The 25386-nt window shown below is 49.6% G+C and carries 20 protein-coding genes; 6 read left to right on the forward strand and 14 right to left on the reverse strand.

Features of this window, described 5'->3' with window-relative positions:
- Positions 1–28 precede the first annotated feature (28 nt).
- Positions 29–3295 (forward strand): efflux RND transporter permease subunit, encoded by a 3267-nt coding sequence (locus LDO05_RS16915; RefSeq protein ID WP_251376475.1) that lies wholly within the window; start codon positions 29–31, stop codon positions 3293–3295.
- Positions 3296–3530: 235 nt separating this feature from the next.
- Here the strand turns inward: LDO05_RS16915 and LDO05_RS16920 are convergent, their stop codons facing one another.
- The gene (locus tag LDO05_RS16920) at positions 3531–4220 is read right to left on the reverse strand and encodes a TorD/DmsD family molecular chaperone (RefSeq protein WP_251376476.1); all 690 of its coding nucleotides are present in this window, start codon (positions 4218–4220) and stop codon (positions 3531–3533) included.
- A 355-nt stretch (positions 4221–4575) separates the two neighbouring features.
- On the opposite strand from LDO05_RS16920, the gene moaA reads away from it, so the two are divergent.
- On the forward strand, positions 4576–5583 hold the full coding sequence (gene moaA / locus LDO05_RS16925; RefSeq protein WP_251376477.1) for a GTP 3',8-cyclase MoaA: 1008 nt from the start codon (positions 4576–4578) through the stop codon (positions 5581–5583).
- Positions 5584–5914: 331 nt separating this feature from the next.
- Here moaA and mobA read toward each other — a convergent pair whose 3' ends face one another.
- Entirely contained in the window at positions 5915–6568 is a 654-nt protein-coding gene (mobA, locus tag LDO05_RS16930) for a molybdenum cofactor guanylyltransferase (protein WP_346657592.1), read from the reverse strand.
- A 164-nt stretch (positions 6569–6732) separates the two neighbouring features.
- Between mobA and LDO05_RS16935 the strand changes: the two genes are divergently transcribed.
- Positions 6733–7950 (forward strand): MFS transporter, encoded by a 1218-nt coding sequence (locus LDO05_RS16935; RefSeq protein WP_251376480.1) that lies wholly within the window; start codon positions 6733–6735, stop codon positions 7948–7950.
- Between the two features lie 183 nt (positions 7951–8133).
- Positions 8134–9111 carry a LacI family DNA-binding transcriptional regulator gene (locus LDO05_RS16940; protein ID WP_251376481.1) on the forward strand — a complete coding sequence of 326 codons (978 nt, stop codon included), beginning with the start codon at positions 8134–8136 and terminating at the stop codon, positions 9109–9111.
- A 104-nt stretch (positions 9112–9215) separates the two neighbouring features.
- Here the strand turns inward: LDO05_RS16940 and LDO05_RS16945 are convergent, their stop codons facing one another.
- A complete protein-coding gene (locus tag LDO05_RS16945) occupies positions 9216–9818 on the reverse strand; it encodes a nitroreductase family protein (RefSeq protein ID WP_251376483.1) in 603 nt (200 codons plus the stop codon).
- 226 nt (positions 9819–10044) lie between these two features.
- Positions 10045–11733 carry a glutamine--tRNA ligase/YqeY domain fusion protein gene (locus LDO05_RS16950; protein ID WP_251376484.1) on the reverse strand — a complete coding sequence of 563 codons (1689 nt, stop codon included), beginning with the start codon at positions 11731–11733 and terminating at the stop codon, positions 10045–10047.
- Between the two features lie 193 nt (positions 11734–11926).
- Between LDO05_RS16950 and LDO05_RS16955 the strand changes: the two genes are divergently transcribed.
- Positions 11927–12400 (forward strand): low molecular weight protein-tyrosine-phosphatase, encoded by a 474-nt coding sequence (locus LDO05_RS16955; RefSeq protein ID WP_251376485.1) that lies wholly within the window; start codon positions 11927–11929, stop codon positions 12398–12400.
- Between the two features lie 111 nt (positions 12401–12511).
- On the opposite strand, the gene LDO05_RS16960 is transcribed toward LDO05_RS16955, so the two are convergent.
- From LDO05_RS16960 to LDO05_RS16995, 8 genes are all read right to left on the reverse strand, one after another.
- Positions 12512–13048 (reverse strand): GNAT family N-acetyltransferase, encoded by a 537-nt coding sequence (locus LDO05_RS16960; RefSeq protein ID WP_251376487.1) that lies wholly within the window; start codon positions 13046–13048, stop codon positions 12512–12514.
- An 88-nt stretch (positions 13049–13136) separates the two neighbouring features.
- Positions 13137–14165 carry a LacI family DNA-binding transcriptional regulator gene (locus LDO05_RS16965; RefSeq protein ID WP_251376488.1) on the reverse strand — a complete coding sequence of 343 codons (1029 nt, stop codon included), beginning with the start codon at positions 14163–14165 and terminating at the stop codon, positions 13137–13139.
- A 215-nt stretch (positions 14166–14380) separates the two neighbouring features.
- Positions 14381–15214, reverse strand: coding sequence for a carbohydrate ABC transporter permease (locus LDO05_RS16970; protein ID WP_251376489.1), 834 nt, complete (start codon positions 15212–15214; stop codon positions 14381–14383).
- Positions 15214–16056 (reverse strand): carbohydrate ABC transporter permease, encoded by an 843-nt coding sequence (locus tag LDO05_RS16975; protein ID WP_251376492.1) that lies wholly within the window; start codon positions 16054–16056, stop codon positions 15214–15216. The genes LDO05_RS16970 and LDO05_RS16975 overlap by 1 nt, the downstream gene beginning before the upstream one ends.
- 97 nt (positions 16057–16153) lie before the next feature.
- Positions 16154–17533, reverse strand: coding sequence for an ABC transporter substrate-binding protein (locus tag LDO05_RS16980; protein WP_251376493.1), 1380 nt, complete (start codon positions 17531–17533; stop codon positions 16154–16156).
- 441 nt (positions 17534–17974) lie between these two features.
- On the reverse strand, positions 17975–20053 hold the full coding sequence (locus tag LDO05_RS16985; RefSeq protein WP_251378768.1) for a molybdopterin-containing oxidoreductase family protein: 2079 nt from the start codon (positions 20051–20053) through the stop codon (positions 17975–17977).
- Positions 20054–20232: 179 nt separating this feature from the next.
- Positions 20233–21066 carry a formate/nitrite transporter family protein gene (locus LDO05_RS16990; protein ID WP_251376494.1) on the reverse strand — a complete coding sequence of 278 codons (834 nt, stop codon included), beginning with the start codon at positions 21064–21066 and terminating at the stop codon, positions 20233–20235.
- A gap of 194 nt (positions 21067–21260) precedes the next feature.
- On the reverse strand, positions 21261–22622 hold the full coding sequence (locus LDO05_RS16995) for an FAD-dependent oxidoreductase (RefSeq protein ID WP_251376495.1): 1362 nt from the start codon (positions 22620–22622) through the stop codon (positions 21261–21263).
- Between the two features lie 477 nt (positions 22623–23099).
- Between LDO05_RS16995 and LDO05_RS17000 the strand changes: the two genes are divergently transcribed.
- Positions 23100–23750: an SDR family oxidoreductase gene (locus LDO05_RS17000; RefSeq protein ID WP_251376496.1), complete on the forward strand. Its 651-nt coding sequence runs from the start codon at positions 23100–23102 to the stop codon at positions 23748–23750.
- Positions 23751–23946: 196 nt separating this feature from the next.
- Here LDO05_RS17000 and LDO05_RS17005 read toward each other — a convergent pair whose 3' ends face one another.
- Positions 23947–24357 carry a YjdF family protein gene (locus tag LDO05_RS17005; protein ID WP_251376497.1) on the reverse strand — a complete coding sequence of 137 codons (411 nt, stop codon included), beginning with the start codon at positions 24355–24357 and terminating at the stop codon, positions 23947–23949.
- 228 nt (positions 24358–24585) lie between these two features.
- On the reverse strand, positions 24586–25383 hold the full coding sequence (locus LDO05_RS17010) for a (2Fe-2S)-binding protein (protein ID WP_251376498.1): 798 nt from the start codon (positions 25381–25383) through the stop codon (positions 24586–24588).
- Positions 25384–25386 lie beyond the last annotated feature (3 nt).

The following is a 25386-nucleotide window of genomic DNA, read 5'->3' on the forward strand; positions in this document are numbered from 1 at the left end:
AGAAACGGAGAGGAGCAGTTGCTTACGTATGAAAGGAATTATTAATTTTTCACTGCGGAACAAATTCGCGATCTGGCTGCTTACAATCATCGTGGTTGCCGCTGGGCTGTATAGCGGTCTGACCATGAAGCAGGAGACCATCCCGAATATTAACGTACCCTATTTAAGCATCTCGGCAGTATATCCAGGTGCAGCACCCGAGAATGTGGTGGACGAGATTACCAAGCCTCTGGAACAGAGTCTGCGGAATGTCGATGGCATCAAGACCATCACCTCGACTTCGATGGAGAATGCTTCATCCATTATTCTTGAGTTCAACTATGGGGCGAATCTGGATAACGCTTCTGCTGCCGTACGGGAAGCTCTGAACAGCGCTACTCTACCAGACGGGGCTCAGAAGCCGCAGATTACGCGGTTCAGCCTGAACTCATTGCCCGTGATCTCACTCAGCATGAGTGCCAAGAACGGCAGCAATCTGGAGAACCTGACCCGGACGGCTGAGAGTGATGTGAAGCCTGCCCTGGAGAAGCTGGAAGGTGTCGCTTCCGTCCAGGTGGCCGGTCAGTATGTGAAGGAAGTTCAATTGAAGTTCAACCAGGAGAAGCTTAAGGAGCTCGGCCTGACTGAAGATACGGTAAAAGGGGTCGTTCAAGCCTCGGCCGTCCGTGTGCCGCTCGGCTTGTTCGAAATGGACAAATCGCAGAAGGCTGTCGTTGTTGATGGAGCCATCACAACGGTGGAGGACCTGAAGAATGTCACCATCCCTGTGACTCCTGGCAGCGGCGCGGCTGCTGGCGGAGCCGGAGCGCAAGGTGCAGCAGGCCAAGGTGCGGCCGCTGGCGGAGCTGGAGCACAAGGCGCAGCAGGCCAAAGCGCGGCCGCTGGCGGAGTTGGTGCGCAAGGCGCGGCAGGCCAAAGCGCGGCGGGCCAAGGTGCTGCTGCTGGCGGGGCCGGAGCACAAGCTGCAGCTGTGCCAGCGTCTATTCCTACGGTTAAGCTGACAGATGTGGCCGCAATCAATGTCGTGGGCAAGGCGGAGTCCATCTCCCGGACGAATGGCAAGGAATCCATCGGGATTCAGATTGTGAAGTCCAATGACGCCAATACCGTTGATGTGGTTAACAAAGTCAAGGACCGGGCAGAGTCCCTGAAGTCCGAATTCAAGGATCTTGAGATTACCACCCTGATGGATCAAGGTAAGCCGATTGAGGATTCCGTGAACACTATGCTTAGCAAAGCTGTATTCGGCGCCCTGTTCGCCGTGCTGATCATTCTGATCTTCCTGCGGAATATCCGCTCTACCATTATCTCGGTAATCTCGATTCCTCTCTCGCTGCTTATTGCCGTGTTGGCTCTGCGCCAGATGAATATTACGCTGAACATGATGACCCTGGGTGCAATGACTGTAGCTATCGGCCGGGTCGTCGATGACTCCATCGTTGTCATTGAGAATATCTACCGGCGCCTATCCCTAACCGGCGAGAAGCTTAAGGGCAGCGAACTCATCCGCGAGGCGACGCGCGAAATGTTCGTTCCGATCGCCTCATCTACAATCGTAACGATCGCGGTCTTCCTGCCGCTTGCCTTCGTTAGCGGCATGGTGGGCGAGCTGTTCACCCCATTCGCTCTCACCATGGTGTTCTCACTGCTTGCGTCCTTGCTGGTTGCCATCACTCTGGTACCCGCATTGGCCCATACCTTGTTCAGGAATGGTCTCAAGAAGACGCATGATCATGAGGAGAAGCCCGGTGCGATGGCCCGCGGCTACCAGAAGATTCTGAACTGGTCCCTGAACCATAAGCTGATCACCTTCGGATTCGCGGTTCTGCTGCTGATTGGCAGTCTGTTCCTGACCAAATTCATCGGCACCAGCTTCATGCCGGAGCAATCCGAGAAGTATGCTATGGTGACCTACTCGCCTGCACCAGGCGACACGCGTGAGGATGTCGAGCAGCGTGCGCTGACTGCCGAGAAGTTTATTTTGAAGCAGCCTGGTCTTGATAAAATGCAGTATTCCGTAGGGGGCTCCAATCCGCTCAGTCCCGGCCCTTCCAACTCCGCTTTGTTCTATGTGATCTATAAAGAGGACACGAAGAACTTTGAAGATGTGAAGAAGAAGTTAGTCGATGATCTGAAGGTTCAGGTGCCTGAGGGAACCTGGAAGGAGATGTCCGGCATGGGCGGAGGCATGGGCGGCAGCAAGCTTGCCGTTCAGGTCTTTGGCGATAATCTGAAGCAGATCCAGCCGGTATCCGATCAGATTCTGAAATGGGTGAATGAGGACAAGGCTCATTTTGACAAAGGCGATTCCAGCTTGTCCAAAGCTTATGACCAGTACACCCTGATCGCGGACCAGGAGAAGCTCAGCTCACTTGGACTTACAGCCGGACAACTGGCCATGAAGCTCAGTCCGCAGCGTGACCGTCCGGTGCTGACCGAGGTGCAGATCGATAACAAGGACTACAAGGTCTATATCGAAGCTGACAACAAGACCTACAAGAGCCTGGAAGACATCGAGAATGAGACACTCCTGTCTCCGCTTGGCAAGGAAGTAGCTATTAAGGATGTAGCCAAAGTAGACAAAGGCATCTCACCTAACTCCATCATGCGTATTGACGGCAAAATGGTTATTGAGGTTAGTGCCAATATCGTTTCTACAGATGTAAGCAGCGCTTCCAAAAGCCTGCAGGACAAAGTTAACGCCTATGACAAGCCGGATGGCGTCACAGTGGAATTCGGCGGAGTTACAGCACAGATTAACGATACCTTCACCCAGCTTGGCCTTGCCATGGCCGCCGCGGTTGCAATCGTATATTTCGTGCTTGTAGTTACGTTTGGGGGCGGGCTTGCGCCATTTGCCATCCTGTTCTCCCTGCCATTCATCGTTATTGGCGCACTGATCGCCCTGTTGATCGGCGGAGAAACTCTGAACGTATCGTCACTTATGGGTGCACTCATGCTGATCGGGATCGTGGTTACCAATGCCATCGTCCTGATCGACCGTGTAATTCATAAGGAACGCGAAGGCCTCTCTACCCGGGAAGCTATTCTGGAGGCCGGTGCAACCCGTCTTCGTCCGATTTTGATGACCGCTCTGGCCACAATCGGTGCGCTGCTGCCGCTTGTCATCGGTCTTGAGAACAGTGCTGGAATCATCTCGCGGGGGCTCGGAATTACCGTAATCGGCGGACTGATCAGTTCGACCCTGCTGACACTCGTGATTGTGCCGATTGTCTATGAGTTCCTGATGAAGCTGCGCCGAGGCGGAAGATCCAAGTCTACAGCTAAAGCTTGATTTGAATTAAGCACTCTGCATTCATAATCACAACAACCATATAATAAAGGGCCGCACCCTAAGTAGATAACTCTACAGGGGTGCGGCCCTTTGTCCTATCACCAACATCATTTCCTCTTGCCCGATCCGCCCACTCACACTAAGAGCGGGAGTAGGTCAAAACGGTAGGGTAGATCACGCAATAATCTGCACAGGTCAAATGGTCTTAGCTTGTGCCTATCAGCGTGTGTATGAATCAGTCTAGTGCAGCTCTCCATAAACGCAGCATGCTGAGATCCCGCGCCAGAAAGTCCGACAGCAGTACAGCCAGACCTTTGTATAACGGAGTCCTCGCCTCTCTCCGCAGGGCTTCAGCGAAGGCTGGTGCCCACTGCAGCAGGTGGGACTCCAGGAACCACATCTGCATGTCGGCAAGCTCCGTGCATTTGTTCCTGACACAGCCTGCCACAAGCATCCGGTCTGCAAGCACGGACATGAACTCCAGTTCAATCGCGATATGATCATCCCGTTCATTATGCAGCTTGTTGAACACAACTCCGCACTCACAATAGACTTCCCCGAGCCCCGAGATGTTCCTCAAGGCCTCGGAACCTTCCCGTCTAGCCCGGAATACCCCTTCTGTCAGAGGCAGTACAGCCTGACTCCCCGCGAACAGCCTCATATATTCATCAGCTTCTTCATAACATACCTGCCGAAGCCGGCTTTCATTTATACTATCCAAGTATCCCTTCAGTAAGCGGGCACCCTCACCCGATATCACCGGACCTTTAAGCTTGCCTTCGCGGCGGTACTGTGCAATTAAGGAGAGACGAGGCTCACGGCGCAGAAAATCAACCAGCAGCTGGTATACCCAGCCTCTGCGTTCCAGCCACAGCATTTGTTCTTCGCTTGCAGTAACTCTATCCGGCAATATAGTCGTTGTCATCCTAAGTCAGCTCCCTGGATTCACTTATATTAGAGATACCGCCTTCCTTACCTGATTGACGACGTCTCTTCTCTTATATTATAGCCAATACAGATCTTTCCAAGTGAACGATTTCACATTTAATATTGACATTAGCGTGAACGCGCTTTCATAATATTCTTCCAATCGACCATGTTCGCTCCCACAGCTCGAAGCCTCCTCTCCGTCACATCTCCCCTCTGATGTCACTTTCCAAGGTTCAATATTTTTTTTAAAAGATTGCCCAATCACTTGCTTCGCGATACCTCAAAATGAACTATAATAAGTATTATTAGTTCCTATTCCAAGCTTCATATCGCAGAAAGGGTGAATCTGGATGGAAATGCTGAATGACTCTTTCGGACGGATTCACGATTATCTCCGGATTTCAGTAACGGACCGCTGTAATTTGCGCTGTGTGTACTGCATGCCCGCCGAGGGGATGGTCTTCCAGCCTCACGACGAGATTATGTCCTATGAGGAGATCGCTGAAGTCGCCGCCGCCTTGGCTCCTATCGGGCTGCGCAAGATCCGTCTTACCGGGGGAGAACCGCTTGTCCGCAAAAATCTGGAGCAGCTTGTATCCATGCTGTCCAGCATAGAGGGAATTGAAGATATTTCGCTCACAACGAACGGCATTTTCCTTCCCAAGAAGGCAGCCCTCCTTAAGGAAGCAGGTCTGAACCGTATCAACATCAGCCTCGACTCACTTCACAAGGACAGGTATGCTCTGATTACCCGGGGAGGCGACGTCTCCAAAGTGCTCGAGGGGATTACAGCCGCGGAAGAAGCCGGACTTGAGCCTATCAAGCTGAATGTAGTGCTGATGAAGGGATACAATGATGATGAGATTCAAGACTTCATCGCCATGACTTTGGAACGTCCTATTCATGTGCGGTTTATAGAATATATGCCAATCGGCAGTGCTACCGATTCGTGGCGGGAGTCCTACCTGCCTCTGGAAGCTGTTATGGAGGCCTGCCGGGCGGCAGGCTGGGAGACGGAGGCTGCAGGCCAGCTGAAGGGCAATGGCCCTTCCCAGAACATGAGAGTCAAGAACGCCCAAGGCACGTTCGGCCTGATCCACCCGGTTAGCGATCACTTCTGTGATAATTGCAACCGGCTCCGGTTGACTGCAGACGGCCATATCAAATCCTGTCTGTACTGGTCTGAAGAATTCAATGTCCGGAAGGTTACGGGCAGGAATGACCCTGATGCAATCCGGTCCATGTTCATTAACTCCCTGGGGACGAAGCCGAAGAACCACGAGATGGCACTCGCTCTGGAAAAGAAAGATCAAAGCAACACCCCCACCTCACGCCGGATGTCCCAGATCGGCGGATAAGCAGGATCTGATGCCCTGATAGGCAGCAACGATTCCATAGACAACCGGACAAGCCACCCACGCTTCTTCATTGAGGCCGGGTGGCTTGTCTTTACAAATTAACCCGCCACCCATTTTACTTGCATATGCTCGTCCATGCATGTCTATGCCAGTACATGCCCATCTATGCTCGTCTATATCGTCATTCGCCTATGTCCATCCATACCCATGTTTGCCTCTTTATATCTTCGTCCGCCTATGTCCGACTATACCTATCTATCTGCGCTTGTCTGGATCATCCACTGTCTATGTCCATCCATACCCACCTATGCCTGTCTATGTCGTCGTCCGCCTATGTCCGCCTGATCTTGTACTCCTCATAGATCTCACAAGCCTTCTCATAATCCCCGGGCCGGTTCATATTGAAAGAGAGCATCTCCTCTGTTACTCCTGCTTCTCTGCACAGCTCCTGTGCAGGAATATAAGCAGCATGCAGGGTCTGAGTCCAGGGGATAAGACGCAGCTGCTCTTCTCTGAGAGCCGCATCAAGACTCGGCAGCACGGAGCGCCTGTACATCGCAAGCAGCGGCAGCACAGAGCCCTCGGCGGTAAGCGGAATCACTGCTTCGATGAGTTCCCTCGTGCCCATTTGGTGTTCCTTTGCGCTAAGAGCCTCAGCCTCTGATATAAGCCGCTGTAAGACGGCTGTGTTCACAAAGGGCATGTCGCAGGCTGTAATAAGGTTCCATGAGCTTGTGGATGCGGACAGCCCGGCATGGATTCCCGCAAGCGGCCCAGCTTGTCTGTAGATGTCAGGTATAATTTCCGCACCCAAATGCAGATAGGGAGATTCTTCGTTCGATACAACAAGCACCCTTTTGGTAATATCCGCCAATTGCCGAACCAGGTTCTCTATCACCGGGAGCTCTCCTACAGGGAGCAGTGCCTTGTTCCTCCCCATACGGCTTGACCTCCCTCCCGCAATCACTATAGCTGTAATATCCATGAATTAAGCGCTCCCCTCTGTGCCATAATTAAGAAAATCCTATAAAACATGGTTTGTATCCCTTTCCATCACATGATACATTGATCTTATCCGGTTTTATTTACTTAGCGACCATTGTCTTCTTCACCCGAGTTCAGGCCGTTATTCATACAGGCCAGAAAGGAATGGCGCGTTTGCGACATCAATACGCTTCACTAAGAACACAGTCACTGCTTCCTCTTAAGTTTCTTAACTTTCTCATCTATGGGGCCATGGTTATTTTTGCGGCCTTTTTCCAATTATATTTGCAGGAAGCCGGCATGAACAAGCTGGAGATCGGTCTGCTTCTATCCATGGGACCTATCGTCTCGCTTGCTGCCAATCCATTCTGGAAATACTGCAATGATCGTCAGCAGAATACGAAATATGTACTTCTTCTGATGATGTCCGGGCTCCTGCTTGTCGGCTATCTTATATTTCTGGTAGATACCTACCGTATGCTCTATTGGACCATGATATTATTCTACTTCCTGCAGACACCATTGCTTGCTCAGAGCAACACGATGACCCTGTGTTATGCCGAGAATTCCGGACGAAGATTCGAATCCTTCCGCATGTGGGGTTCACTCGGCTGGGCATGTGTCGCGGTAGCTGCCGGAGCAGCTATGGACGCATCCGGTGCGTACGGCATGTACCTGCTGTTCATGCTGGTCCTGTTTCTTGCGATCAGCTCCGCCCTGGTGCTTAGGCCGCTTCGCCGTGCCCCGGATACACCGTGGCTGAACCTGTGGGAATTCACCCGTTCCCTGAGGAACAGGTACTTTGTATCTTTTATCATCCTGGGTATGCTTGTCGCTGTCCCAAGCTCCATGAACGCCATGTTCATGCCCTTTTTCATCACAGATCTCGGTGGATCTCGGCTCTACGTCGGCTTGGCTGTATTCGTCTCGACGATTTTGGAAGCGGGCGTATTTATGCTGCTGCGCAGATATATGACAAGGAAAATCACCCACCTCATGGTCTGCATGTTCCTGGTCAGCCTGCTGCTCGCTCTAAGATGGATGATGATGGCCGAGGTCACTAGTTCTCTGCAAATTGTATTTATTCAGGTGCTGCACGCTGTAACCTTTGGCGGATTCTTCTATGTCGGTACACAGCTGACCACCTTATTCCTGCCAAGACCATACAGGTCGTCTGGACAAGCCGTATACACCCTGGTTCTCGGCGGAATATCCGGCATGATCGCCGGAGCATTTGGAGGATGGCTCTACCACTATTTCGGCGCGGTTACGATGTACAAGATAAGTCTTATGCTGACCTTATGCGGAACGCTGGGGTTCGCTGTGATGGGGTATCGACTGTATCGGCACGGCTACACGCCAGTTATTCATCACAAGGAATAACAGACAATCCACGCAAGACCGTCACGCCCTGGACTCAGGTAACGCCGGTTCTATGTGGATTGTCTGCTGCGTGGGACTGAGAAATAAGCCTTATCCCTTTGCTAATATAATTTGTGAAACGCATTTCAGAGCAAGTGATTTGTTCGGATTAATTATAATGGCTGAGTGGGAGGTGAGAGATCCATGGCCAATATCAAGGAAATCGCCAAGATCGCCGGAGTCTCTGTAACTACCGTGTCACGTGTTCTCAATAATCACCCTTATGTCAAGGAAGACAAGCGTAGAGCAGTGCTCGAGACCATCGATCGTCTGAACTATTCCCGTAATATTAATGCCCTGCATCTGCTGAAAGGCAGGACCCAGATTATCGGGGTGATCCTGCCCATGATTAATCACTCCTACTTCGGCGCCATGATGGAAGGGATAGCGGGAGAAGCACTTAAGTCCGGTTATCAGCTCATGGTATCTCAGACAAGCTACCAGCCTGAGGAAGAGCAGCGAATGCTGGAAATGATGCGGAACAAGCAAATTGACGGCGTTATTATCTGCTCACGTGCTCTACCCCTTCAGCATATTGAGGCCTATAACTCGTATGGGCCAATTGTGCTCTGTGAGGACATTGGGGCGGCTTCGATGTCTTCGGTGTTCTTGAACCATTACAATTGCTTCCAGGAGGTAATCCGGCACTTATGGAATAAAGGCTACCGTACCATCGGATATTCCATTGGCCGCACGGAGGGTACCAGCAGCAGCAGGCGGTATGAAGCTTACTGTGATATTCATGAGGAATTCGGCATTTCGGTTAATCCGGACTGGATTTATGACCATTGCCTGGACATTGAAGACGGGGTGCTTCTGGTGCGCCATATGCTGGAACAGACCAACCGTCCATCTGCCCTTGTGGTCACAAGCGCTCAGGTAGCAGCTGGAATTCTGCTTGAAGCTGGACGTCAAGGACTTAAGATTCCCGAGGACCTGGCTTTGATTAGCTTCGATAATATGCCAATTTCTGAAGTGCTCGGCATCTCAACCATGGACAACGGGATTTATACTATGGGATCAAGCGCAATGACGATTATTGACGAACTGGTTCGCGGAACTGCCAGCGGTCCTATAACCAGAGAGATTTCATTTCAACTGATTGAAAGATCAACCGCATAATCATAAACGTATGTTGGCAGCATCTAACACCAATAAGGCCCGTATTCAAAAGCTGCTGCTTCTGAATACGGGCCTTGTTAAGTTTTAATCCAGGGAAGAGCTAATTATTTGAATACTTTCACGCGCTCTTCAAGCGGTTGGAATTGCTTCTCGCCGGCCGGAGCCACGATTTTACCGAAAGGAAGCTGAGCTCTTAGTTTCCAGGACTCCGGAATTCCCCATTCGGATACAATCGCCTCGTCGATGATCGGGTTGTAGTGCTGCAGGGAAGCGCCAAGGCCTTCTTGCTCAAGAGCGGTCCATACGACGAATTGAAGCATACCGGAAGATTGCTCAGACCAGATCGGGAAGTTATCCGCATAAGAAGCGTACTGCTGCTGCAGACCTCCAATCACATTCGTATCCTCGAAGAACAGAACTGTACCGTAACCCGCACGGAACGATTCCATTTTCTCAGCAGTGGACTTGAAATTCTCATCATTATTTATAATTTTGCGAAGGATATCTTCCGTATGATTCCACAGCTTGTCATGCTGCTCACCAAGCAGAACAACCACCCGTGCACTCTGGGAGTTAAAAGCAGAAGGAGTATGTTTTACAGCTTCGTTCACGATTTCTTGGATTCTTTCGTCAGAAATAGGGGATTCTTTGCTAATTGCATAAATACTACGTCTGTTTTTCACCGCATCGAAGAATGCATTTGCCATTTGGAATACCTACCTTCTTTTAGTTAGTTATTTACTTTTTAATTGTAACATACGTCTTAGTTCAAAAACAATCTTTTTGACAATCATTTTCCTGTTTTTCCTAATTAGATATTTTACAGCATATTTATTACAATTACCCGCTCCGTCTATAATTATGCAGCACAAAAAAAGCGTACATTCGTATGCAAATACGAATGTACGCTCTTCAGGCCGCTGGTCAGCCAGCTTATTGAGATTTGGGCAGCTGGAATGAGCTCTTCAGCGATACAATCAGGTTGAATACCGGCTCTCCAGGCTTCGAATGCTTGCTGTCCACATTGAAGTAACCATGACGGAAGAACTGGAATTTATCCTGCGGCTTCGCATCCTTCAGTTCCGGCTCCACATAACCTTGAACCACAGTCAGGGAATTGGGATTAATCTGATCCAGGAAGGTCTTCTCTTCCGCTCCCCCGGTCTCCGCTTCCTCCCCGCTATCCTCTTCAAGAATAAGGGGCTCGTAGAGACGGAACTCAGCCGGAACAGCTGACCCTGCATCTACCCAGTGAATGGTTCCCTTGACCTTGCGGCCGGTGAACCCGCTGCCGCTCTTCGTCTCAGGATCATAAGTGCAGTGGATCTCTACAACATTCCCGGCCTCATCCTTAATGACTTCATTACACTTGATGAAGTAGGCATGCTTCAGGCGAACTTCATTGCCCGGGAAGAGGCGGAAGTATTTGCTTGGCGGATTCTCCATGAAGTCGTCTTGTTCAATGTATAGCTCACGCGAAAAAGGAATTTGGCGGCTTCCCATATCCGGATTCTCCGTGTTGTTCTCGGCTTCGAGCAATTCCGTCTGGCCTTCCGGGTAATTCGTGATAACCACCTTCAGCGGATGGAGCACGGCCATGGTGCGGGGAGCTGTAAGCTTGAGATCCTCCCGGATAAAATGATCCAGCATGGCGGTCTCAACCTGCCCTTGGGCCTTCGAGATCCCGGCTTCATAGACAAAGCTCTTGATCGCATCCGGTGTATACCCGCGGCGGCGCAGTCCCGAGATGGTTGGCAGACGCGGGTCATCCCAGCCATCAACAATTCCCTCATCCACAAGCATCTTAAGCTTACGCTTGCTCGTAACTGCAGAAGCCAGGTTCAGGCGGCCGAACTCATATTGATGCGGGGCATGCGGCATCTCCGTCTCCGCAATAACCCAATCGTAGAATGGCCGCTGATCTTCGAACTCGATCGTACAGAGAGAGTGGGTAACCCCCTCAATGGCATCCTCCAATGGATGCGCGAAGCTGTACATCGGATAGATACACCAGGTATCACCGGTGTTGTGGTGGGTCGCATGGGCGATCCGGTAAATAACAGGGTCACGCAAATTAATATTCGGGGAAGCCATGTCAATCTTGGCGCGGAGCACCTTCTCCCCGTTCTTGAACTCACCGGCACGCATGCGGGTGAATAAGTCCAGATTCTCTTCTATTGAACGATTCCGGTAAGGGCTGTCTTCCCCCGGCTCTGTAAGCGTACCGCGCTTCTCGCGGATCTCATCCGCGCTAAGATCGTCCACATAGGCCTTCCCCTTCTTAATCAGCAGCACAGCGCGATTGTACATTTCTTCGAAGTAATCGGAAGCGAAGCGAAGCTCATCCCATTCGAACCCAAGCCACTTCACGTCTTCCTTAATTGAATTCACATACTCGATATCTTCCTTGACCGGATTGGTATCGTCGAATCGCAGATTGGTTCTCCCCCCGAATTCATCCGCGAGGGTGAAATTAATCCAGATGGCTTTGGCATGTCCGATATGAAGGTAGCCATTGGGCTCAGGAGGGAAGCGGGTAACAATCTCCTTTACCTTGCCGCTCTTTAGATCTTCCGTAATAATATTTTTGATAAAATTCGGAGGTGTGCTCGCATTCGTCACAGTATCTCCACCTTTCCGTCTGTTCTCTCTAGGTTTAAATATACCGATATCTGCACAATAGTTCAATGCACCTTCGCCTTGGAAGACCCCCGGCACTATGAATCCTTTGATAATCTCTACGAACTTCGATATAGTGACAATGAACAGGTGATAATTACGTCATCATGAATTTAAGGCAAAGGAGTTAGCTCGCATGGTAAAAGTTTTGTTCGTATGCTTGGGCAACATCTGCAGATCGCCCATGGCAGAGGCAATGTTCAAGCATCTGGTTAAGCAGGAAGGCTTAGAGGGACAATTTCAAATCGATAGTGCGGGTACTGGTGACTGGCACATTGGCAACCCCCCGCATCAAGGCACTTTAGATATTTTGAAGAAATATCAGGTCAGTTCTGAAGGACTCTTCGCCAGGCAGATTACTCCAGAGGATATGGAACAGTTCGATTACATCATAGCAATGGATGACAGCAACATTCAGAATATGTACAAAATCTCAGGTAAGCAGGAAGGCCGCAACACATTCCGGCTGCTCGACTTCAAGCAAGAGCTTCAGGTCAAGGATGTGCCGGATCCTTACTTCACCGGAGACTTCCAGGAGACCTACGATCTGCTTACTGAGGGACTTGAGGCTTTGCTGGCACATATCAAGCAAGAACAGGCTATCTCGTGATTTGATACCAGGGATATCCGGTGGAGATATGCTTCCCTAACGGCAGCCAGGTGAGCTCCATAATCCTGTATTCTGTAAGGGGAGCTATTGTCACTTAGAGTCAGCATCACCTTAAGGGCACTCTTTTACACCTTCCTGCCCTTCATCTGCTTTGGGCTGCTTAAGCGGGTACCACAGCAGAATATCATCAACATATCTGCCACCTAAATAGAATTCCTCTACAAGCCGTCCCTGCTCCATGAATCCGCAGCTGCGGTAGAATTCAAGCGCCTTTCCATTCGTCGCCAGCACGCGAAGACAAAGCTTGCGTATGCCCTGCCGGGCAGCATGCTGCTTCATGCCATCCATTAGCGCCCGGCCAATACCCTGCCGCTGATAGGACGGATGCACGGCAATATTAATTTCGTACACGTGGCCGTTGCTCTGAAGAGGCGTCGGGCAGTAGAAGCCCAGGTATCCGCATATTCTCTCTTCGATGACAGCAACCAGCTGTGAACCGGGTGGATTCTGCTGCAGGAAGCTCTCCCGTGTAACAGGTGCCAGCTCAGCAGGTGTCGTCTCCGAGCTCCATACCAGCTTATCAATTTCAATCAGCTCCGCCGCATCTCTAAGCTCGGATACGCGGATGAGCGTCTGTCCGAATCTCATCGTGTCGCTACCCTCCAGTCCAATGCTCCGTATTCTTGCCTGTGTATATATGATAAATACAACCTCATACGCGCAAAAAACCCAGCTCTTATGTTAAAAGCCGGGTGGATTCCCGAATCACAAGCTCCGCCGGGAAAATTTTATGAGCATGCTTAACCTTCTTATTTATCATATCGAACAGGATTCGTATCGTCTCTTCGGCAATCTCTTCCACCGGCTGCCTGATCGTAGTAATAGACGGATTATAATAAAATGACATATCCACTCCATCAAATCCGGCAACGGAGTAATCCTCCGGCACCTTCTTGCCTGCCTCCAGCAAGGCTTTGCACGCACCAATGGCCATGCTATCAGAGACGGCATAAATGGCTGTGAACTCTTCCTTAGACTGTAACAGCTCTTTCGTAACCACATACCCATTCTCCATGGAGTAGCTCTCAACATCTTCCTTCATGCTCAGAACCAATTGATCATTCAGCTGGACGCCATGATCCTCCAGCGCTTTCTTGTAGCCATCATACCTTAACTTCCCGATACTTACGTCATCCACAGGAGCTGTAATAATTGCAATCTTCTTATGACCCAAGCTGCACAGGTAGTCCACCATTTTGTAACTTTCCTTGAAGTCATCCACGGCTACATAAGAGAGCTCATCCGGATCGAACTCTTCCGTCGTTCCTATGGTGCTCAGCACAAAAGGCACGGTCAGCTGATCGAGCTTAACTCTGGGATGAGAGAAGCTTCCTCCGAGAAATACAATTCCCTTAAGACGTTTCTCCTTCACGAGCTCTATCGCAACCTCGATCTCATCCTGGTTCTCATCTACCCGCTGAAGAATGAAGGAGTATTTCTTGGTCTGGATCTCCTTCTCAAATACCTGTATCATCCGGTTGAAGAAGGCGTTGGTGATCCCCTTAATAAGTACGGCAATCGTCTTGGAAGCGGACCGCTTCAGATTTCGAGCGCTGTTATTCGGGACATAATGGTTCTCTTTAATTACCTGCATAATCATGGCTTTGGTCTCTTCATTAATGTCCGGGTGGTTATTAATGGCTCTTGAGACGGTAGTAACGCCCACGCCACACATTCTAGCAATATCTATAATCGTAATAGCCATATTTATTCTTTCCTTACGCTGTAGCCGCCATCATCACGTAACTACATCCTTTGTTTTTAATAATCATAAATATAGCAATTTAAGAAGCAAATGACAATAAACTGTTATTGGCTTATACATCCAATTGGCCTCTTCAAAACAAAAAGCAGGGTACCCCTGATCACATGATCAGGAGAGTTACCCTACTAATATCTATACATCCATAGACTTGAAAGTTAACCTTTAACTGCACCAGCTACTACGCCTTCAATAATATACTTCTGGCATAGCAAGTAGAATACGACAATCGGAACGATAGCCAATACGAGCATTGCCATCATAGCCCCCATGTCGATAGAACCATATCCACCCTTGAGGTATTGAATCGCAAGCGGAATGGTCTGCCACTCTGTACCAATGACCAATTTAGGCAATAGATAGTCATTCCATACCCACATTACGTTAAGGATAGCTACCGTAATCGCAATGGGCTTAAGGATAGGAAATACGACTTTGAAGAACGCCTGAATCGGGCCGCAGCCGTCAATCATCACAGCCTCTTCAACTTCCAGCGGGATCGATTTCACAAATCCGCTGAACAAGAAGACGGACAGACCTGCGCCAAAGCCCAAGTAGATCAGAATAATCCCGATGGGGTTATCGATATTCAGCGTGTTCGCTGTCTTCGTCATTGTGAACATTACCATTTGGAAAGGAACGATCATGGAGAAGACAAACATATAGTACAGCAAGCTGGTGAACTTGCTTTTTACCCGGGTAATGTACCAAGCTGTCATTGCTGTCAACAGAACGATAACCGCTACTGAAGCCACCGTAATGAAGACCGACATACCAAATGCACTTAAGAAATCTGTCTTCGCTATACCACCAGTATAGTTCTTCAGACCAGCAGAAGTCGTGCTGGTTGGCAGATCAAAAGGCGTATCGCTGATGAAGAACTTTCCTTTGAAGGAGTTCATCAGAACGATGAATATAGGAGATAAGAATATAATAGACAGAATCAGCATGATAATGAAAATGGTATAATCTTTCGCACGTGCCTTTTGCATTAATTCTCAACTTCCTTTCTTCTGGTAATGACGAGCTGCACTAAGGCGATCAGTGCTACCAGGACAAAGAATACAACCGCTTTGGCCTGACCCACGCCTTCCCAACCGGTCCTACCATAGAAAGTATTATAGATATCCAGAGCCAACATCGAAGTCTCTTTTGCTGGAGCTCCGGCCGTGAGTGCCAAGTTTTGGTCAAACAGCTTAAATGAATTAGATAAGGACAAGAACAAACAGATTGTAATGGATGGCATAACCATAGGCAGAGTTACGCTGCGAAGAATTCTGAAGCGGTTCGCTCCATCAATTTGTGCCGCTTCCATCAAATCCTTAGGTACGTTCTGAATTCCGGCAATGTAGATGATCATCATATAACCGATCAATTGCCAGTTCATGAGGACAACGAGCCCCCAGAAGCCGTAAGTTGCGCTAGAAGTCAAGGTAAGATCGAATTTAATCAGGACACCGTTAATAATCAACTGCCAGATGTAACCTAGTACGATACCGCCTATCAGGTTAGGCATGAAGAAGATCGTTCTAAATAAATTGGTACCTTTCTTCCCCCGGGTTAACAGCAGACCGAGCAAGAAGGCGAATACATTGATCGTAATTACAGACACAATTGTAAATTTAACCGTGAACCATAGAGCGTCCAGAAACTCTTGGTTTGAGAATGCTCTGACGTAATTTTTAAGCCCTATCCATTTGGCATCGTTCACTGTGGTGAATTCAGTAAAGGATAGATAAATACCCAGTATGAACGGAATTATAAATGCGATTAAGAATGCTAGTATGGTTGGTAATGCAAAAAGAGCAAAATATTTTTTTATCGACTTTTGCATATTCCTACTCCTTATCCAGGATTAATGGTTATGCCACTGTTCGCCAGAAGGTTCACAGTGGCATATTTTTATCTATAGTCTAATACATTTTCAACAACTATTTTGCTTTTTCGGATTTCCAGGAATCGATAACAGCTTTCTCTACATCAGCCCATTGCAGGCCGCCTTGTACGTATTGCAGCAATGCACTACCGAAGCTGTTCTTGAACTCTTCACTTGGGAATGCGGCGAATGTCCAAGGCACTGTGTTCAGGCCTTTGCTCATCCAGCTGCTAACTTCTTTCGCAAGCGGATCTGCTGGTCTTTCTTCTTCTTTAAATGTGTTGAAAGGAGCGATAAATCCAAGCTCACCACTTACATACTTCTTACCTTTTTCACTGGAGAACAACCACTCCAAGAAAGCGATTGATGCTTTTTGCTTCTCAGCGGATACTTTGCTGTTCACAGCGAAGTAGTTCTCAGTACCGATAGCCAGACCTTGCTTCTCTTCACCAGCAACACCAGTGTAAATAGGCATGAATTTAACATCTTCGGCTTTAACTACGTTACCGTCTACACCGTTGATTTGGGACCAGCCCCAGTTACCGTTCTGAACCATAGCGGATTGACCCAAAGCGAATTCAGCCATAGAGTCAGCTACTGTTTTGCTGCCCAGCAATGTTTTCTTAGTTACAGAGTTGTTCGTGTACAGATCGAAAATGTTTTGGAAGTTCTTACCGTACTTGAATGTAATTTCATTAGATTGAAGACCTGCTTGAACCGGATCCTTCACAGATGTGTTGTCTTTGAACTCATAGAACAAAGGAAGGTTAGCCAAGTGGGACTGCCATCTCCATTGCTCGCCTGCACCCAGGGAAGTAGAGGAGAATACGCCTTTAATGCCGAGCTGATCTTTCTTGGCTGTCATATCTTCAACAACCGCTTTCAGCTTGTCAAATGTGTTAACTTCAGCTACAGAAGCGTAAGGAACCGCTTTGTCAGCCAGAGCAAAGTACTTCTTCATGATCGCGTCATTGTAGATGATACCGTAACCTTCTACTACATAAGGAATACCGTATACGCCTTCGCCATCTTTAACTGCCAGACTGTTATCTGTCAGATAGCTATAAAGCTTAGTATCCTTAAGATCTAGTGTGTAATCCTTCCAAGATTGGTAGCCTACAGGCCCGTTAATCTGGAAAATTGTAGGAGCGTCAGATTTTGCAATCTCAGCTTTAAGCGTAGGCTCATAAGTTCCACTAGCAGCAGTTACAACTTTAACTTTCACGCCAGTCTCAGCTTCATAATCCTTAGCAATTTTGTCGTAAGTCTCAGCAATTTCAGGCTTAAAGTTAAGGAAGTAGATTTCTTCTTTAGCCGTCTTTCCTGTTGTACCATTTGTACCGGTGTTAGTCTCCTCTTTGTTACCGCAGCCTACAGCCAATCCAGCAAGCAAGGTCATGGAGAGCATAAGCGTTAGCCATTTCTTCATCTTCATTCTATTTCCCCCTTGTTCATACAATGTTCGAATTGAATGCGTTTCCGTGAATAGGATCGAAAATCGTGGTAACGCTTCCGACAACCTTATCGGCAACCATTCCGGTAACGTTTTCAACTGCACGGTTATAGTAACATATTAATTTTTACTTGGCAATAATTTTGTTTGGGCATTTAACAAAATATAACTTAACATTTTTTTCAAGCTACAGACACTCTGCCCGTCATCTGGCTTGTACTTCCGTTGTGGACCTGACTTGGGACGGGACCAGATTGGTCATACATACTATGCCCGCGCTTTCTGGGAATATACAACATTATATTCGCAATCGCCGTCTTCACAGACTCGTTCACTTAGAACCCTAGGTCTATAATCAATCTAAAAAAGGAACCCCGCGGGGTTCCTTGACTCTTTCCGTTATTAGCAGCGCTGCCTCAGATATTACCTGCCGTTCCGTTTCACATCAACTACAGTGGAGAAGAAGGTGGCCCCTCCTCCCATATCCGCAAGGCGGCTCGGGGTGAGTGCGTTGGCACGCTGTCTCCCGTTATCTCCTTCCCACCAAAGCCCCTGACTGACCACGATGCCTGGAAGCATCTTATCTACGACTAGCGCTTTGACAATGAAGCTGCCGCGATCGTTCCACACTGTGACTTCATCGCCATCGTTAATTCCCCGATGCCGGGCGTCTTCAGGATGAATCTGAAGGGCAGGGCCTTTCTCAAGCCGCATCAGCTTTGGCACATTGGCAAAGGTCGAATTCAGGAAGCTGTGATTCGGCGGGGAAATGAACATCAGCGGATAGGTGGATTCCTTACCCGGACGTCGTTGTCCGTCATAGCCCTCATGCAGTGGCACGTAAGTGGGAAGCGGAGGCAGACCCGCCTCAGCCAGCGTGGCTGAGTACAGTTCGATCCTGCCTGATGGCGTTGTCAGACGATCCAGATAATGCAGCCGCTCATCTATATTAAGCTGTACGAATCGGCGATCCTTGAGCGCTTCATAGGTAACCCCTGTGAGATACGGGTTATTCTCCACCTGGAGGGCAGCTTGGATCATTTCAGGCTCCGTCTCCTGGAATGCCTCGTCCTCAAAGCCCATCGCCTTTGCCAGCAGCTTGAAGGTCTCCACATTGCTCTTGCTCTCCCCGATTGCCGGGATCACCGGCTCCTGAAGCTGCACATAAGTGTGCCAGTAGGAAGTATACAGGTCCGTATTCTCAAAGGTTGATGTGGCTGGGAGAATTATATCTGCGTATTTCGCGGTATCTGTAATGAAGAGGTCATGAACCACGGTGAACAGATCCTCACGCAGCAGCCCCTGCTCCACTCTGCCTGTCTCCGGAGCCACTACAGCCGGGTTGGCGCAGTAGACGAACAAGGCATGAATGGGAGGGTCAAGCTGCAGCAGCACATCGCCAAGCTGATTCATGCTGACGCTTCTCGCTTCCGGGTTCGGCCGCAGGTCAGGCCGTTCCAGCGCTTCGCTGTTAACTTTGGCATAGGGTCCATTGGACTTGAAGGCCCCGCCCCCCTTAACCAGCCACTGACCCGTCAGCGCAGGCAGGCAGGTGATGGTTCTGACTGTCATACCGCCATTGTCATGATGCTGGAGCCCGTTGCCAATATGAATATACGCCGGTGAAGTCTTCCCATACATCATGGCAAGCTTCACAATGTCTTCCGCAGGCACGCCTGTAATCGTGCTTACAAGCTCAGGTGTATACTCCCGGACATGCTCTCGCAGCTCCTCATGACCTACCGTGTACCGGGCAAGGAACGCCTCATTCACCAGACCCCGGTCAAACAGAACATGCATCATCCCCACAGCTAGTGCTCCGTCTGTTCCCGGATACAGCGGTATGAACCAGTCGGCCCGCTCTGCGGTCCGGTTGCGGTGAACATCGATCACAACCAGCTTCGCTCCGCGCTTCCTGGCCTGTTCGATAATCGGAATCATATGCATGTTCGTGCTAACAATATTGCCGCCCCATACAATGAACAGCTCGGCTTCCGCAGCATCCTCCGGAATCGTCCCGCCGCCGAAACCCATCGTATACTTAAATCCCGCATTACCCGCAGCATTGCAGATCCCCTGCTGGAGCTTGGTTGATCCCATGCGGTTGAAGAACCTCCGGTCCATGCCATCCACACTGAGGATCCCCATATTGCCGTAAAAGCTGTACGGCAGAATAGTCTCAGGACCATGCTCCGCGATCAACTGCTTGTACCGGGCGGCAATCTCCGCAGCAGCCTCGTCCCAAGAGATGCGTTCGAATTTGCCCTCGCCCTTCGCGCCTATACGCTTGAGTGGATAGAGCACCCGCTCCGGATGGTATACCCGCTCAGTCATATTCCGTACTTTGTTACATATGGCGCCGCGAGTAACCGGATGCTCAGGATTACCCGTCACCTTGACAATTCTTCCATGCTCTTTATGCAGTAATAACCCGCATGTATCTGGACAATCCAGTGGACACACCGCGGGGAATATTCCATTCTCTTGGTCTATCAAGCTCATCTCTCCCCTTAACCTGATCAAATCTATCATAAAGGGAGCGCCTTCCGACTGCAAAAAATAATAATTCAACCCGTTTCAACTCAGAGCCAGGGAGGTAATAATAACTAATGTTCAGCATAAAGCAGGGTTATTCCCCCAAATCCTGCTTTATGCTGAATTTTTGTGTTGTAAGGTACACTCTAGACCACGCTCTTGCGAAGCGGCTCTGTGCCCCTTAACTCCGGCTTCGCTGCCGTCTTCTCTTTGACACCCCGGAGATAGGCCACATAATACGCCGCTGCAACGAAGATGGATCCGCCTACCAGATTCCCGAGCCATACCGGAACGAAATTCCCGAAATACACGGCCCATGTGTAATGCCCTGCAAAAATTGCAGCCGGAATCAGGAACATATTTGCAACCACGTGCTGGAATCCAATTGCCACGAAGGACATCGTAGGGAACCAGATGGCGAGGATTTTGCCGCTCATATTATCAGCCCCATAAGATAACCACACCGCAAGCGCCACCAGCCAGTTACATCCGATTCCCGACACAAAAGCCTGTATAAAAGTGGCATCCAGCTTATGTCCAGCCATCTCGACAGTCTTGGCCAGATAAGGGCCGGTCTCTGTCAATCCCGCCACATGCCCGAAGAAATATGCAACGAACAGTGCACCGGCAAAATTACTTAGCGTTATCACAAGAATATTAATGGCTCCCTCGCGAAGCGTAATCTTCCTGGCCATCCCGGCAAGCGGAACTGCCATCATATTGCCCGTCAGCAGCTCACCTCCCGCAAGCAGGACAAGAATCAGCCCTACCGGGAACACCGAAGCTCCAATAAATGTGGCAAAGCTGCCCCACGCCTCAGGCGCACTGGCAATAACGCGAATATCAAGCAAAAATCCCAAGGCAATAAAGGCTCCCGCCAAAAATCCCAGAATTAACATGTTAGCCAGCTTGTTATGTGCCTTGTGTGTTCCGTTCTGAACCGTTATCTCTGCAATTTGGTCCGGTTTATAATACGCCATACTAAAGGCCTCCTCAATAGATTGGTCTCTCACTCCAACCCTATTGTAGTGCGTGCCCACCGCTTATAAAGTAACAAAAATCATAATTAGTGAATATTTTCACATAACAAAAAGAGACCTTGTAACATGACAAAAGCTGCCCCCCTTATGGGAGGACAGCTGTGGAGATGTCAAGCTATGGTTAGCAGGCTGGTTCAGACATGTGCCGGCTGCTTCGATGGAACTGGAGGAAGCGCCTGAAGACCAGCGGTATTCAAGAAGTTCCAAGGCTTGTTGTAATGCGGCTGGAAGAAGAAGTCGATGAAGGCCAGCTGCTCCATCTTCATATTGTTCTGAACGCATACCGAAATCGTATTGATCGATTGAGTAAGCTCCGCTTTCGACATGAGCTGTGCCCCGAGAATGCGGCGGGTTTCTTTTTCGAATACGACCTTCAGCTTGACAGGTTCATGTGTCGGCATGAATTCAGGACGGTAGTTCTCGTTAATGATGACGGCATCGGCATCGATTCCCGCCTCTCTGGCTGCCACCTCAGTCAGCCCGGTTCCGGCGATGTTATCCTCATAAATCTTGATGCCCGAGGTACCTTGAGTTCCCATATAGGACACGGTAGGCTCAACCAGGTTGCGGGCTACAAGCGTACCCATACGAACCGCGTTGGTAGCCAGCGGAATATAAGCATGCTTCTTCGTTGGATTATAGAAGACCGCACAGCTGTCACCAGCGGCATACACATTCTTCTTGCTCGTCTGCATGAATTCATCCACGATGATCGCACCGTTATCCAGCATATCCACCTGACCCTTCAGCAGGCCCGTATTCGGACGGAAGCCGATACACATAATCACGAGATCTGCCTCGTATTCCCCCTTGGAGGTTACGACTTTAGTTACATTGCCGTACTCGCCTTCGAACCGGGTCACCTTCTCCCCAAGAGCAAGCTTAATGCCATGCTCCTTAAGATTGTCCTCAATGGCATCTGTGAACTCTGGATCCAGGTATTTGCTGAGAATGCGTTCTTCGGCATCTATCAACGTCACCTGCTTGCCATTCAGCTGGAAAGCCTCCACAAGCTCAACGCCAATATATCCGGCACCTACAACCACGATGTTGCGGGAATCCTTAGCCTTCTCGATAATCGCATTGGAATGATTCCAGTTCTTCGAGAGAACAATATTGTTAAGCTCGCTGCCTTCGAATTTGGGTACGATTGGCCATGAACCTGTAGTTACGATCAGCTTGTCATAGCTATCCTGGAATTCTTCACCTGTCTCCAGATTACGTGCGACCAGCACACTCTTGTCAGTATCTACACTCACTACCTCATGAAGCATCTTCGTATTCACACCCAGCTCGGCAAGCTGATCCGGCGAGGAATAGAACAGACCCTGAGGATCCTTAACCATACCACCCACATAAAGGGCGATCCCGCAAGACAAGAAGGAAATATTGTCATTACGTTCGTACACGGTAATTTCGGCCTCTGGATACAACTTGGCGGTGTTAACGATAGCTGCGGTTCCTGCATGGGTACATCCGATAACTGCTACTTTCATAATTACTTCCTCCTCCATATTTATAAGCAAAATATTTTTCAGCGCTCATCTTATCTCTTCATCATCTTGTGAAAATGTTCACTTTTAAAAGGATGATCTTGTGAATTAATTCACCTCATGACGTTATTATAGTGTGATTTTTTTCACATTACAATAGGTAAAGCAGTTATTCACATATTGTTCACAATCAGAAGCATTTTTTGCGTTGTTTCTAATTGCTTTTTTACAAGTCATGATATGAGGGCATTGGAGGATATCTGCTGCTATTGATGGTGCTGCGCTGTTGCTGTTACCGCTCTGTTGCCTGTCTTTTACGCTTGGCGGAACTGCTGCAATCCTAGTCTCCCCGGTGGGACGGTGGCCTATCCACTCCCCCTTTTCTTTTTAAAGGTCAATTATGCGGGTAATGGAATGCATATAAGGGAAAGATGAATCTAGGATCATGCTGCGTGAATTTTGATAAGGAGGCCGGATTTCATGAAAACCATTTTTGTCGCCGGAGCACACGGGGAGACAGGACGGCGCATTGTCCGTGATTTAATTGATGCCGGTTATCGGGTACACGGACTAGTTAGAACAGAAGATCAGGCAGCAGCAATACGGCAGGTGGGCGCTGAACCTTTTATCGGGGATCTGAACGGGGTATTCTCGGAAGGACTTAAGGGAGCGGATGCGGTGATCTGTGCTGTAGGCGCGGGGGCCTCTGGCAATCCGGAAGAAGTTGACCATCTAGGCACGGTACGGCTCATTGAGCAGTCCATCTTGGATGGTGTAGAGCGGTTCATCCTGATCAGCTCGGTCGGTACCCTAGCGCCTGACCAGATGCCGGATCTGCTGAAGCCTTTCCTGCTTGCCAAAAGACGGGCCGAGAAGGTGCTTGAGGAAAGCACGCTGAACCATACCATTATTCGCCCGGGCGGCCTGACGAACGAACCGCCGACTGGACGGGTTACGACATCCATAGGGGCGACCCGGCACGGGCGGATCTCCAGAGATGACGTTGCCAAGGCAGCGGTTCTCGCCTTGTCTCTTCCTCAGACCGAATTATGCGCATTCGAGATGATTGAGGGAGACGTTCCTCTGGAAGAAGCGCTGCAGCAGCTTAGGCAGGATCAGGCACAGGAATAGGAACGGAGCTGGGAATAGAAATGGAAACGATGGAATTAGAAGTGGGAATGAGAACGAAGAAAAGCAAGGACAAGAGCAAAGACAAGAAGGCTCGCGCTGATACGACGTGATCTCCTTCTATGTGAAATAAGCCGTCTCCCCATGAGGGAGGCGGCTTATTCCACTAACACGAAGCATACAAGATTACAATGACGAGCTAACGGCCCCTATGCTTGTCCTTGGCCTTCTGCCGCACGATTTCCCGCTTGCGCTCCTTAAATTCCTCACGCTGTGCCTTGCTGACCACCCGCCTCAGCCGCTTCCGCTGCTCCATCTGCAGCTTAATCGCCTGATCGGCATAACTTCCGGCGCCATGCGCTCTGCTCTCCTCGGCTGCAAGCCTCTGAAGCCGCTTGGGATTCACCCGGCGTGTGGGCATCAGCTTACCCTCCACCTCGGCTGTCATCGATTCCATAAGTGAAGTTAGATGCTTGCTAATAAATTCAAGCACCTCGGCATCAGCCGGTTCGGTGCCGAATATGAATCGGCCAGCCCGTAATCTGCCTTCTTCCTCTTCTTGCACCACACCCACCCAATACCGGCCTTCGTAATACACTGTTAACGTCATACCTGTTAACCCCCTCTGTTCATCCGAAAGCGAAGGACATCCCGAGGGGGGAAGGTTACTGCTCTCGAACGGCCAAAGCGGATGACTCGCTTCTGTGCCATAGAGAGGTCCGGACTACCAACCGGACTGTGTTTGTACGCCTTCCTTCTCATGATACGAGAACGCGCGCACAGGTGCAATTCATAGGACGGCAAAAGAAAAAGGACCGCTGCTGCGCAGTCCGATCCTTTATGAAGACTTCACCGCGGCCCTGATGGACGCCGCCTTTTCTTCCCGCTGCTCACGGGTTAATTTGGGACAGGAATAGCAGTATCCATGCCCCGTATCCGTCCGGTAAGCCAGGCAGCAGGTGGGCTTCATCTGCGACAACTGACCTGGATTATATAGATCTTCAATCCATTTGGGCTTGTAGTTAAATGGATTTCTGCTAAGGCCAAAGACGGAGGAATCCACGCCCTTAATCAAATACTCATGGTCTTCCTGCAGACGGAGACGATCCGCTTCATGTTCCAGTTCACCACTAATATGCCTGATGTAATAGGCAACACCAAGCGGCAGCTGTCCCCAGACCTGGGCCGCCGGAAGCCCCGATACATTTGCCAGCATCCCGAACACCGGGCGCAGTGTATCCCTGTAGAAGCCCTCAAGGGCATCTGCTCTCAAGCGGTCCCGTTCCTGTGCAGGCCAAGGATGTTCAGCCGCATCTTGAAGCAGGAAGAATAGGGCCGGGTAACCTTTCTTCCGGCTGATATGCAGGGACAAATTGGTCAACGAGAGATCCAATCGCGTCTCACTTAGAGAGATCATGTATTGAAATACAACACATACTCCGCGCCATGCCGAAGCGAAGTAGGTGGAAGCGACCTGCAAGTCCTGCCCTTTGATCTCTGCCTGAAAGGCCTTAAGGAAATCTATAGCCTGATCTTCCTTAAGGAGGTCAGAAGCCTGAATGCTTAGAACCGCATCATGAGGCTCTTCTCTTACGATGTTGAACAACTGCTCGAACTGTTCATAATTGAGTTTCACAAA

Source organism: Paenibacillus sp. YPG26 (genome assembly GCF_023704175.1).
Classification (GTDB): domain Bacteria; phylum Bacillota; class Bacilli; order Paenibacillales; family Paenibacillaceae; genus Fontibacillus.

What these genes read in the sequence shown, in the direction of transcription:
- LDO05_RS16915 (WP_251376475.1), top strand. Translation starts at nt 29, where the DNA reads ATGAAAGGAATTATTAATTTTTCACTGCGGAACAAATTCGCGATCTGG.
- LDO05_RS16920 (WP_251376476.1), bottom strand. Translation starts at nt 4,220, where the DNA reads ATGACAACGACTATATTGCCGGATAGAGTTACTGCAAGCGAAGAACAA.
- moaA (WP_251376477.1), top strand. Translation starts at nt 4,576, where the DNA reads ATGGAAATGCTGAATGACTCTTTCGGACGGATTCACGATTATCTCCGG.
- mobA (WP_346657592.1), bottom strand. Translation starts at nt 6,568, where the DNA reads ATGGATATTACAGCTATAGTGATTGCGGGAGGGAGGTCAAGCCGTATG.
- LDO05_RS16935 (WP_251376480.1), top strand. Translation starts at nt 6,733, where the DNA reads ATGGCGCGTTTGCGACATCAATACGCTTCACTAAGAACACAGTCACTG.
- LDO05_RS16940 (WP_251376481.1), top strand. Translation starts at nt 8,134, where the DNA reads ATGGCCAATATCAAGGAAATCGCCAAGATCGCCGGAGTCTCTGTAACT.
- LDO05_RS16945 (WP_251376483.1), bottom strand. Translation starts at nt 9,818, where the DNA reads ATGGCAAATGCATTCTTCGATGCGGTGAAAAACAGACGTAGTATTTAT.
- LDO05_RS16955 (WP_251376485.1), top strand. Translation starts at nt 11,927, where the DNA reads ATGGTAAAAGTTTTGTTCGTATGCTTGGGCAACATCTGCAGATCGCCC.
- LDO05_RS16960 (WP_251376487.1), bottom strand. Translation starts at nt 13,048, where the DNA reads ATGAGATTCGGACAGACGCTCATCCGCGTATCCGAGCTTAGAGATGCG.
- LDO05_RS16965 (WP_251376488.1), bottom strand. Translation starts at nt 14,165, where the DNA reads ATGGCTATTACGATTATAGATATTGCTAGAATGTGTGGCGTGGGCGTT.
- LDO05_RS16970 (WP_251376489.1), bottom strand. Translation starts at nt 15,214, where the DNA reads ATGCAAAAGGCACGTGCGAAAGATTATACCATTTTCATTATCATGCTG.
- LDO05_RS16975 (WP_251376492.1), bottom strand. Translation starts at nt 16,056, where the DNA reads ATGCAAAAGTCGATAAAAAAATATTTTGCTCTTTTTGCATTACCAACC.
- LDO05_RS16980 (WP_251376493.1), bottom strand. Translation starts at nt 17,533, where the DNA reads ATGAAGATGAAGAAATGGCTAACGCTTATGCTCTCCATGACCTTGCTT.
- LDO05_RS16985 (WP_251378768.1), bottom strand. Translation starts at nt 20,053, where the DNA reads ATGAGCTTGATAGACCAAGAGAATGGAATATTCCCCGCGGTGTGTCCA.
- LDO05_RS16990 (WP_251376494.1), bottom strand. Translation starts at nt 21,066, where the DNA reads ATGGCGTATTATAAACCGGACCAAATTGCAGAGATAACGGTTCAGAAC.
- LDO05_RS16995 (WP_251376495.1), bottom strand. Translation starts at nt 22,622, where the DNA reads ATGAAAGTAGCAGTTATCGGATGTACCCATGCAGGAACCGCAGCTATC.
- LDO05_RS17000 (WP_251376496.1), top strand. Translation starts at nt 23,100, where the DNA reads ATGAAAACCATTTTTGTCGCCGGAGCACACGGGGAGACAGGACGGCGC.
- LDO05_RS17005 (WP_251376497.1), bottom strand. Translation starts at nt 24,357, where the DNA reads ATGACGTTAACAGTGTATTACGAAGGCCGGTATTGGGTGGGTGTGGTG.